This is a genomic window from Pseudomonas sp. (assembly GCF_037994325.1).
Lineage (GTDB): Bacteria > Pseudomonadota > Gammaproteobacteria > Pseudomonadales > Pseudomonadaceae > Aquipseudomonas.
In genome coordinates this window covers 1-10,170 of the sequence record NZ_JBBNAH010000104.1, presented here as the reverse complement: position 1 = coordinate 10,170, position 10,170 = coordinate 1, and the positions used below count along the sequence as shown (strand labels likewise).

8 protein-coding genes and 1 pseudogene are annotated in these 10,170 nt (G+C 60.5%); 5 read left to right on the top strand and 4 right to left on the bottom strand.

Annotation, left to right across the window (positions count from 1 at the left end):
* Window positions 1–478: pseudogene (locus AAAB16_RS03300) on the bottom strand (glucose-6-phosphate dehydrogenase); the annotation flags it as partial.
* 163 nt (window positions 479–641) lie between these two features.
* On the opposite strand from AAAB16_RS03300, the gene hexR reads away from it, so the two are divergent.
* Both hexR and AAAB16_RS03290 read left to right on the top strand, forming a co-directional pair.
* Window positions 642–1,520: a transcriptional regulator HexR gene (hexR, locus tag AAAB16_RS03295; RefSeq protein WP_110615485.1), complete on the top strand. Its 879-nt coding sequence runs from the start codon at window positions 642–644 to the stop codon at window positions 1,518–1,520.
* Between the two features lie 174 nt (window positions 1,521–1,694).
* Window positions 1,695–1,916 (top strand): PA3496 family putative envelope integrity protein, encoded by a 222-nt coding sequence (locus tag AAAB16_RS03290; RefSeq protein WP_340662050.1) that lies wholly within the window; start codon window positions 1,695–1,697, stop codon window positions 1,914–1,916.
* Here AAAB16_RS03290 and AAAB16_RS03285 read toward each other — a convergent pair.
* Window positions 1,876–2,820: a LysR family transcriptional regulator gene (locus AAAB16_RS03285; RefSeq protein WP_340662049.1), complete on the bottom strand. Its 945-nt coding sequence runs from the start codon at window positions 2,818–2,820 to the stop codon at window positions 1,876–1,878. The two genes, AAAB16_RS03290 and AAAB16_RS03285, sit on opposite strands and share 41 nt — an antisense overlap.
* Before the next feature lie 162 nt (window positions 2,821–2,982).
* Between AAAB16_RS03285 and AAAB16_RS03280 the strand changes: the two genes are divergently transcribed.
* Both AAAB16_RS03280 and oadA read left to right on the top strand, forming a co-directional pair.
* Window positions 2,983–4,398, top strand: coding sequence for an acetyl-CoA carboxylase biotin carboxylase subunit (locus AAAB16_RS03280; RefSeq protein ID WP_122449841.1), 1,416 nt, complete (start codon window positions 2,983–2,985; stop codon window positions 4,396–4,398).
* Between the two features lie 11 nt (window positions 4,399–4,409).
* The gene (gene oadA / locus AAAB16_RS03275) at window positions 4,410–6,221 is read left to right on the top strand and encodes a sodium-extruding oxaloacetate decarboxylase subunit alpha (protein ID WP_340662048.1); all 1,812 of its coding nucleotides are present in this window, start codon (window positions 4,410–4,412) and stop codon (window positions 6,219–6,221) included.
* Window positions 6,222–6,447: 226 nt separating this feature from the next.
* Here the strand turns inward: oadA and AAAB16_RS03270 are convergent, their stop codons facing one another.
* Together AAAB16_RS03270 and AAAB16_RS03265 are read right to left on the bottom strand one after the other, a co-directional pair.
* Window positions 6,448–7,428 carry an asparaginase gene (locus AAAB16_RS03270; RefSeq protein ID WP_340662047.1) on the bottom strand — a complete coding sequence of 327 codons (981 nt, stop codon included), beginning with the start codon at window positions 7,426–7,428 and terminating at the stop codon, window positions 6,448–6,450.
* 132 nt (window positions 7,429–7,560) lie between these two features.
* A complete protein-coding gene (locus AAAB16_RS03265; protein WP_340662046.1) occupies window positions 7,561–9,009 on the bottom strand; it encodes an alanine/glycine:cation symporter family protein in 1,449 nt (482 codons plus the stop codon).
* Between the two features lie 229 nt (window positions 9,010–9,238).
* On the opposite strand from AAAB16_RS03265, the gene AAAB16_RS03260 reads away from it, so the two are divergent.
* Window positions 9,239–10,057 (top strand): XRE family transcriptional regulator, encoded by an 819-nt coding sequence (locus AAAB16_RS03260; protein WP_340662045.1) that lies wholly within the window; start codon window positions 9,239–9,241, stop codon window positions 10,055–10,057.
* The last annotated feature ends 113 nt before the right edge of the window (window positions 10,058–10,170 follow it).

The window sequence follows — 10,170 nt, the reverse complement described above, 5'->3', positions numbered from 1 at the left end:
CATCAAATACTGCACCAATGGCAGCGTTGATCGCCTTGGCCGATTCCAGCGAATGGCCAATCGGTTTTTCAATCACGATGCGTGCATTGGGCCCAGCCAGGCCGGCGATTTTCAGGTGACGGGCGATGTCTTCAAATAAGTCGGGCGCGGTGGCCAGGTAGAACACTTGCACGCGCTCGCCAGCGGGGCCGAGGCGCCGGGCCAAACGGCCAAAATCGCCACTTTGTGCGGCGTCGATGGTGAAGTAGTCCAGGCGCTCAGCAAAGCTGGTCCAGGTCGCGGTATCAAAATCGGCGCGGGCCACCTGGGCGCGGCAGCGGCGTTCGGCCAGCGCTTGGTAGGCTTCGCGGGAATTGACGCTACGCGCCAAGGCCAGAATTCGCGTGTCCGCGTGCAGACGGCCGTCGCGGTGTAGGTGGTAGAGCGCGGGCAGCAATTTGTGCAGCGCCAGGTCACCGGTGCCGCCGAATACCAGCATGTCGCAAGGGATGGTTAACACAGAGCTCTCCGGCGATTAGCGCACGGCAATTTGGCTCGCGTGCGTGGTTTGGCTGGGCGTCGGGAAGGGCATGTAGTATAACTACACGCGCGCTACACAACCCGGCGTCGGTCGATCATAACTCATCAAAAGAGCCAAGCCCTTGAACCTCTTGCAACACATTGCCCAGTCGCGTCACCTGTTACGAAAGTCGGAGCTGAAAGTCGCCGATCACGTGCTGCTCGACCCGGCGGCCGTGATGCACAGCTCCATGGCAGACCTGGCCCACAGCGTGGGCATCAGTGAGCCGACCATCGTGCGCTTCTGCCGCGCCATCGGTTGCACCGGTTTCCAAGACCTCAAGTTAAAGCTCGCGCAAAGCCTGGCCGCCGGCGCCAGCTTTGGTCAGTTCGCCATCCATGAAGATGACTCGGTGGCCGACTTCAGCTTGAAGATTTTCGACACCACGCTGCATACGCTGATTGAAGTGCGCGAAAAGCTCGACCCTAAAGCCCTGCAACACGCCATCGCCGCCTGCTCGCAAGCGCAGCGCGTGGAGTTCTACGGCTTTGGTGCATCCGGCGCGGTGGCGGCCGATGCCCAGCACAAATTCTTCCGCCTGCTGCTTACTGCGGCGGCGTATTCCGACCCGCATATGCAGGCGATGTCGGCGGTGACCTTAAAGCCCACCGACGTGGCCATCTGCATCTCGCAGTCCGGGCGCTCGAAAGATTTGCTGATCACCGCCAACCTGGTGCGTGAAACCGGCGCCACGCTGATTACCCTGTGCCCAAGCCAGACGCCGTTGGCCGAATTGTCCACGGTTAACCTGGCCATCGATGTACAGGAAGACACCGAAATCTACACCCCGCTGACCTCGCGTATCGCTCACCTGGTGGTGATCGACGTGCTGGCCATGGGCGTGGCCATGGCCCGTGGGCCGACCTTGGTGAACCACCTCAAGAGCGTGAAGCGCAGCTTGCGTAGCTTGCGCCTGTCGCCCAAATCGCTGAAAAACGCCGAAGACAGTCGCGCGGATTAAAGCCCGTTATTCTCGCGAAGGCGGCGCTCCTGCCGCTTTTGAGCGATCCGTCTTCGCGGGCACGACGCTCAATGCCGCGGCTGCACCGTCACGGGATCTTCATCATCCCGGCACACAACTGTCGCCTTTAGCGCCCAGTCTGGTACTCCCGAATCCAACGATGGGAGCTGCACCATGACTCGTTATGTGGATGACGCACAGGCGTACGCCAGTTCTGCCGCCAAGACCAAACGCCAGCAGGAAGACCAGCGCCGCATGGCGTATCGCCGGGCGATTGAGGATTTCACCGAAGAGCGCCGCTTGCAGTTGGAGCTTGCCGACTTCCCCGATCTGCTCGCCGCCAATTTCGCGACCGCTAGCCAGGCACCGCGCCGAAACGGGCCGCCAGCCCACTGATTTGTGCGCGCTCGGCGCGGATAAAGGCGAAGAAGGTTTGCGCCACGGGTGACAGGTACTTGCCACGCGGGTGCACCAGGCACCAGCTGCGCATCAGCGGCAATTCGCTGACCGGTAATTCACGCAGGGCGCCGCTTTCCAGTTCGCGGCGCACGGCGTGGCGCGACAGTAGGGCAATACCCAGCCCGGCAATCACCCCTTCGCGTTGCGACTCCATCGACCCCAGCTCAATGGTCTGCTGAAAGTGCGCGCGCTTTTGGTGGCAGTAGTCTTCGATGGCTTTGCGCGTGCCCGAACCTTGCTCACGCACCAGTAATGGATAGGCGCAGAGGTCTTGCAGTTTGAGGGTGGCGCGCTTGAGCAGCGGGTGCTCAGCCGGCGCCACGGCAATAATCGGGTTGTCGAGAAAGGGCAAAAACTCCAGGGACATGTCCTGCGGCACCTGGGACATGATCAGCAAGTCATCACGGTTGGCGCTTAGGCGGCGGATGGTCTGCGCATGGTTAACCACCACCAGCTGCAAATTCACTTCCGGGTACTGGCGTTTAAACGCGGCAAACAGGTGCGGCACGAAATACTTGGCGCTGGATTCTACCGCCAGATTGAGCTGGCCTTGCAGCGAACCCTGCAGATCCGAGAGCTGCATATCCAGGCTTTCCAGCCGCCCGAAAATATCGCTACTGGCGCGCAACAGCGCTTCGGCCGCCTCGGTGAGGTAGAGCTTTTTGCCGATGTAGTCGAACAACGGCTGGCCAACTAGGGCTTCCAGCTGACGAATTTGTAGGGAAACGGCAGGCTGCGTAAGAGAAATTTCTTCGGCGGCGCGGCTGTATGAGCGGCTTTCGCACACCGCCTGAAAAACTTGTAGCTGGCGTAATGTCATACGCAGCAATGACTTACGCATCGCTATCGGCCTTTGTGCGGTTGTCTGGTCGGGCAACTATAAGCCTTTGCTTATGGCCAACCCAATAATTAATCATTTTAGGTAATTGTTACAGAGGTCTACGGTGTCGGGACGTTGACGCTTTAAGCGTTGCCCCGTTCAACCGGCTGAGGGCCAGCTCTCGTGATCAAGAAAATTCTGATCGCTAACCGTGGCGAGATTGCCGTCCGTATCGTGCGTGCTTGCGCCGAGATGGGCATTCGCTCGGTGGCGATTTATTCCGATGCCGACCGCATGGCGCTGCACGTCAAGCGCGCCGACGAAGCCCACAGCATTGGCGAAGAGCCGCTGGCCGGCTACCTCAACCCGCGCAAGCTGGTGAATCTGGCGGTGGAAACCGGCTGTGATGCGCTGCACCCAGGCTATGGTTTTCTCTCGGAAAACGCTGAGCTGGCGGATATCTGCGCCGAGCGTGGGATCAAGTTTATTGGCCCCTCGGCTGAGGTTATTCGCCGTATGGGCGATAAAACCGAAGCCCGCCGCAGCATGATCAAGGCCGGTGTGCCGGTGACCCCCGGCACCGAAGGCAACGTGGCGGACATTCACGAAGCGCTGACCGAAGGCGACCGCATTGGTTACCCGGTGATGCTCAAGGCCACCTCCGGTGGCGGCGGCCGTGGCATTCGCCGCTGCAACAGCCGTGAAGAGTTGGAGCAAGCCTTTCCACGGGTCATTTCCGAAGCAACCAAGGCCTTTGGCTCTGCCGAAGTGTTCCTGGAAAAATGCATCGTTAACCCCAAGCACATCGAAGCGCAGATTCTCGCCGACAGCTTTGGCAACACCGTGCACCTGTATGAGCGCGATTGCTCGATCCAGCGCCGCAACCAGAAGCTGATCGAAATCGCCCCCAGCCCGCAGCTGACCCCCGAGCAGCGCGCCTATATCGGCGACCTGGCCGTGCGCGCAGCCCAGGCCGTGGGTTACGAGAACGCCGGCACCGTGGAGTTCTTGCTCGCCGAAGGCGAGGTGTACTTCATGGAGATGAACACCCGGGTGCAGGTGGAACACACTATCACCGAAGAAATCACCGGTATCGATATCGTCCGCGAGCAAATCCGTATCGCCTCCGGCTTGCCGCTGTCGGTCAAGCAGGAAGACATCCAGTACCGTGGCTTCGCCCTGCAATTTCGGATTAACGCCGAAGACCCGAAAAACAACTTTCTGCCTTCGTTCGGCAAGATCACCCGCTACTACGCCCCCGGCGGCCCCGGTGTGCGCACCGACACGGCGATCTACACCGGTTACACCATTCCGCCGTACTACGACTCGATGTGCCTGAAGCTGGTGGTCTGGGCGCTGACCTGGGAAGAGGCCATGGACCGTGGCTTACGCGCCCTGGATGACATGCGCCTGCAAGGGGTGAAAACCACCGCCGCCTATTACCAGGAAATCTTGCGCAACGCCGAATTTCGCAGCGGCCAGTTCAACACCAGTTTTGTTGAAAGCCACCCGGAACTGACCAACTACTCCGTCAAGCGCAAACCCGAAGAGCTGGCCCTGGCCATCGCCGCCGCCATTGCCGCCCACGCCGGCCTGTGAGGAATACGTAAATGTCCAAAAAGATCTATGTAACCGACACCATTCTGCGTGACGCCCATCAGTCGCTGCTGGCCACCCGTATGCGCACTGAAGACATGCTGCCGATCTGCGACAAGCTCGACAAAGTCGGCTACTGGTCGCTGGAAGTCTGGGGCGGCGCCACCTTTGACGCCTGCGTGCGCTTCCTCAAGGAAGACCCGTGGGAGCGCCTGCGCCAGCTGTGCGCGGCCTTGCCTAACACCCGTCTGCAAATGCTCCTGCGCGGGCAGAACCTGCTGGGCTACCGCCACTACAGCGACGATGTGGTCAAAGCCTTTGTCGCCAAGGCGGCGGTTAACGGCATCGACGTGTTCCGCATCTTCGATGCCATGAACGACGTGCGTAACCTGCGTGTCGCCATCGAAGCGGTGAAAGCCGCCGGTAAACACGCCCAGGGCACCATCGCCTACACCACCAGCCCGGTGCACACCATCGAGGCGTTTGTGGCCCAGGCCAAGCAAATGGAAGCCATGGGTTGCGACTCGGTGGCGATCAAAGACATGGCCGGCCTGCTCACCCCGTACGCCACCGGCGAGCTGGTAAAAGCGCTAAAAGCCGAGCAGTCGCTGCCAGTGTTTATCCACTCCCACGACACCGCAGGCCTGGCCGCGATGTGCCAATTGAAGGCCATCGAAAACGGCGCCGATCATATCGACACCGCCATCTCTAGCTTTGCCTGGGGCACCAGCCACCCAGGCACCGAGTCGATGGTCGCCGCGCTTAAAGGCAGCGAATTCGACACCGGCCTGAACCTGGAACTGCTGCAGGAAATCGGCCTGTACTTCTACGCCGTGCGCAAGAAATACCACCAGTTCGAAAGCGAATTCACCGCGGTGGATACCCGCGTGCAGGTCAACCAGGTGCCGGGCGGCATGATCTCCAACCTGGCCAACCAGCTCAAAGAGCAGGGCGCCCTGAACCGCATGAACGAAGTGCTGGCCGAGATTCCGCGCGTGCGCAAAGACCTCGGCTACCCGCCGCTGGTAACCCCGACCTCGCAAATCGTCGGCACCCAGGCGTTCTTTAACGTGCTGGCCGGCGAGCGTTACAAAACCATCACCAACGAAGTGAAGCTCTACCTGCAGGGCGGCTACGGCAAAGCGCCGGGCCAGGTCGACGAAAAACTGCGCCGCCAAGCCATTGGCAATGAAGAGCTGATCGATGTGCGCCCAGCCGACTTACTCAAGCCGGAAATGGACAAACTGCGCGCAGAAATCGGCGCCGTGGCCAAGTCGGCTGAAGACGTGCTGACCTACGCCATGTTCCCCGACATCGGACGCAAGTTCCTGGAAGAGCGCGCGGCCGGCACCCTGACCCCAGAAGTGCTGCTGCCGATTCCGGAAGCCGGCGGCGTGGCCAAAGCGGGTGGCGAAGGGGTGCCGACCGAGTTCGTGATTGACGTACACGGCGAAAGCTACCGCGTGGATATCACCGGCGTTGGCGTTAAAACCGACGGCAAGCGCCACTTCTACCTGTCCATCGACGGTATGCCGGAAGAAGTGGTATTTGAACCGCTCAACGAGTTTGTCGGCGGCGGTGGCGGCAGCAAACGCAAAAGCGCCAGCGCGCCAGGCGATGTCAGCACCACCATGCCGGGCAATATCGTGGATGTACTGGTTAAAGAAGGCGACGTGGTCAAAGCCGGCCAGGCCGTGCTGATTACCGAAGCGATGAAGATGGAAACCGAAGTACAGGCACCGATTGCCGGCACCGTTAAAGCCATTCATGTGGCCAAGGGTGACCGGGTTAATCCGGGTGAAGTGCTGGTGGAAATCGAGGCCTGATCGGTTCACGAGCAAGCCCCATTGGGGGAGCCGGATGGCTCCCCTTTTTTATGCGGGTGGTTTTGCTTCGTCATTAGGGACGACGGCGATGTTCAAGGGTTCTCCGTCATTCCCGCGCAGGCGGGAACCCAGAATCGCCAAGGGAAGCGGCGTTGATCGGACATTCACCGCACCTGGATTCCCGCCTTCGCGGGAACGACGGCGGTGGGTGGTCTGACTTCGTCTGTTACGAAACGCGTTCGCCGCACAGGTCGAGGGCGAACCATTTTTCTACGTCAGCCTGATCCAACCCCGCCCCGAGCAAGCCAAACAACTTGCCCAACGCCGCTTCGCGGGTCATACCGCCGGCCGACACCAAGCCGGTGCTAACCAAGGCGCTACCCGCCGCATACACACCAAACTCCACATGCCCCTGCGGGCATTGGCTGATCGCGGCCAGCACCACGCCACGGGCGTGGGCGGCGCTGAGGATGGCGAGCAGTTCAGCGTTGTCCGAAGGCCCGGTGCCCACGCCGTAGCATTCCAGCAACAGCGCCTGGGCGCCGGTAGCCAGCAGGGCTTGGGCGTGGCTGGCCAAGACGCCGGGGTATAGCGGTAGCACGGCGATGTTCACCGCTTGACGCTGCACCCGATAATCCAGCGCCGCAGGAACACCACCAGCCCGCTCGCCCTCACGCAAACGCGGTTGCTCGGTGAACGCATCAAACGCCTCGCTGCGCAGTTTGCTTACCCGCGCGCCATGTAGCAGTTGACCGTTGAAGTACAGGTGCACGCCTGGGCTAACCCCGGCCTGCAACGTTTGCAGTGCACCGAGCAAATTGCCCCAGGCATCGCTACCCTCGGCGCCCGCTGGCAGCATCGAGCCGGTGAGCAGCACCGGCACAGCCAAGCCCAGCAGCAGAAAGCTCAGCGCCGCTGCGCTATAGGCCAGGGTATCGGTGCCATGCAGCACCAGCGCGCCATCAAAGGCGCCGCTGGCTACGGCATCCACAATCACATCGCGCATCGCCAGCCAGTTGGCTTGGCTCATATTGGCGCTGTCGAGCAGCGGCAGCAGCTCATGGAATTGCCAGTCAATGTTTACCGCTGGGGTGAGGCTTTGCAGGTGCTGCGCCATGCGCGCTTCAAAGCCGCCGGCCGGCGCCAGGCCCTGGGCAGTTTGTAGCATGCCGATGGTGCCACCGGTATAGAGCACGAATACCTTCATGCCAAAATCCTTGAACGTAGGTTGGGTTGAGCGAAGGCGAAGCCCAACGGGCCGGCCCAACAATACCCTAGAGACAAGAATGCCGCGCCCGCGTTAACGGGAGCGGCATTTATCAAAATGTGAAGCGTGGGTTTATCGGTGGCTGGTGGCCAACCGCCCATCTACCACTTCACTGCTGGCCAACGCTTGTGGCGTAGTTGGCCAGGCATCGCGATCCAGGTCTAGATCGGCGAATTTGCGTGCGTCAAACACCGGCGTAGCCACGCCAGCTTTACGCTGTTCGTCGTAGTCGCGCATCAAGCGCAGGCCCACTTTAATCAGCATGGCCAGGGCGATCAGGTTAACGAAAGCCAGGCAGGTCATGGTGATGTCGGCAAAAGCGAAGACGGTGGAAAGGTTCTGCATCGAGCCCCAGCAAATCAGCGCCAGCACCAGACCCCGGTAGCTCAGCAGCGCCACGCGGCTTTTACCCAGCAGGAACTGCAGGGCGTTTTCGCCGAGGTAGTAGTTGTAGAGGATGCAGGTGAATACAAACAGGCTCAGCGCCACGCTGACAAAAATACGACCCCAATCGCCCACTACAGCGGCCAAGGAGTTCTGGGTCAGGACGATGCCGTCACCTTCAAACCCTGGGGTGTAGAAACCGGAGAGCAGGATCAGCAAGGCGGTGCAGGTGCAGATCACAAAGGTATCGAGGAACACGCTAAATGCCTGAACCACACCTTGCGCAACCGGGTGCTCAACACTGGCCACAGCCGCCACGTTAGGCGCACTGCCCAGGCCGGCTTCGTTGGCAAATACGCCGCGTTTCACGCCCATGACAATGGCGCTGCCCAGCAGGCCCGCGAAGGCCGGCTCAAGGCCAAAGGCGCTCTTGACGATGGTGGCGAGCATGCCTGGCACCAGGTCGATTTGAGTGAAGATCACGTACAGGGTCACGCCGATGTAGGCGAGGGTTTTCACCGGTACCAGCAGGTCGGACACCGAGGCGATGCGCTTGATGCCGCCGATAAATACCAAGCCCAGCAACACGGCCAGACCAATACCGGTGTACTGCACCGGGAAGCCAAAGGCGTTTTGCAGCGAGTGGGTCACGGTGAACGATTGCAGGCCGTTAAAGGCGAAACCGTAGGTCACCAGCAACAGCACGGCGAAGATCATCGCCATCCAGCGCAGCTTCAGGCCGTGCTGAATGTAGTACGCCGGGCCGCCGCGATACAGGCCGTCACCATCCGCGCGCTTGTACAGCTGCGCCAGGGAGCATTCGAAAAAGCTGCTGGACATACCGACCAGCGCGGTCACCCACATCCAGAACACCGCGCCTGGGCCGCCCAGGGTGACGGCAATGCCCACACCGGCAATGTTGCCCGCACCGACGCGGCCAGCCAGGCTGAGCATCAGCGCCTGGAACGAGCTGAGTTGGCCACCGCTGCTACGCAACGACTGCTTGAACACGCTGAACATATGGCCGAAATGGCGGAACTGCACGAAGCGCGAACGAATAGTGAAGTAACTGCCCAGACCGACGATCAGTACGATCAGCACTTTGCCGGACAGGAAGTCATTGAGCATTTCAAGCATGGGAGGTTTCCTCGACTCTTATTGTTCGAATGCAGCGGTGGGTTGCAGCAGTGCCGCCGTACAAGTACCGGCGTGCCACGTTTTCGCTCTTTATGCCGGCAGGCAGGCAGCAAAAACGTGGGGCGCATGGTTGGCCAGCCTTCACCGTGTAGGCAATTTCGCAGGTCGATACGATCTGACGCGAGTTGATGCTATAGTCGCGCCGCTCGCATCACCGGAGGGCGGCGTTTTGTCCGACAATTTAGGCCCCAATCTGAAATTGCTCTGCAGCCACTACCGCTCTATTGCGGAGGTTTGCCGCAAACTGGCGATCAATCGCGCGCAGTTCAACAAGTACCTCAACGGCCAAAGCCAACCGACGAGCTACAACCGCAAACGCATCGGTGACTTCTTTGGTGTCGAGGATTACGAACTGGGTTTGCCGGCCGAACAATTTGCCCGTCTGATCGGCGCGCGCCTCGCCGATACCACCAGCACGCCGGGCAACGACCCGCTGGCCAATTTGCTGCAACCGTTGCGCGAGCACTCCAGCAGCTTGTCGCGTTACTGCGGCTACTACTTCGAATACTCCAACTGCATGTCGGTGCCGGGCACCATCCTGCTGTCGCTGGTGCATTTGCGCGAAGAGCGCGGCACGTTTTTATTCGAACGTCAGGAACGCCAAGAGCGCTCGGCCAGCGCCAATGTGCAGGCCGAAGACTGGGTGCGCTGCCGCTATTTAGGCGCCGCGTTTCACCTGCAAGACCGGCTGTTTTTGCTCGACTACGAATCGCTGACGCTCAACGAAATGAGCCAGACCATCCTGATTCCCAGCTTTAAAAGCCGCATTACGCGCTTGAACGGCCTGAAGATGGGCGTCTCCAGCGGCGACCGGCGTACGCCAGCGTGTACGCGGGTGGTGTGGGAATACCTGGGCGAGGAGATCAACCGGGTTAACGCCTACCGGCAGGTGATGCTTTACCGCCCGGATGACCCGCGTATCGACGAAGACATCCGCCGCCGCCTGACCGTGGCGCCGATCAGCAATGGGTTATTCGAAACCGAATAAGCGTCATTACATCGATTGCCCAGCCTGCATAAAAACCCCGTCGTCCCCGCGTAGGCGGGGACCCAGAATCGTTCGTGGGATTATCGCGCTCAAAACCATATCCAAACCTGGGT

What these genes read in the sequence shown, in the direction of transcription:
- AAAB16_RS03265 (WP_340662046.1), bottom strand. Translation starts at nt 9,009, where the DNA reads ATGCTTGAAATGCTCAATGACTTCCTGTCCGGCAAAGTGCTGATCGTA.
- AAAB16_RS03270 (WP_340662047.1), bottom strand. Translation starts at nt 7,428, where the DNA reads ATGAAGGTATTCGTGCTCTATACCGGTGGCACCATCGGCATGCTACAA.
- oadA (WP_340662048.1), top strand. Translation starts at nt 4,410, where the DNA reads ATGTCCAAAAAGATCTATGTAACCGACACCATTCTGCGTGACGCCCAT.
- AAAB16_RS03285 (WP_340662049.1), bottom strand. Translation starts at nt 2,820, where the DNA reads ATGCGTAAGTCATTGCTGCGTATGACATTACGCCAGCTACAAGTTTTT.
- AAAB16_RS03290 (WP_340662050.1), top strand. Translation starts at nt 1,695, where the DNA reads ATGACTCGTTATGTGGATGACGCACAGGCGTACGCCAGTTCTGCCGCC.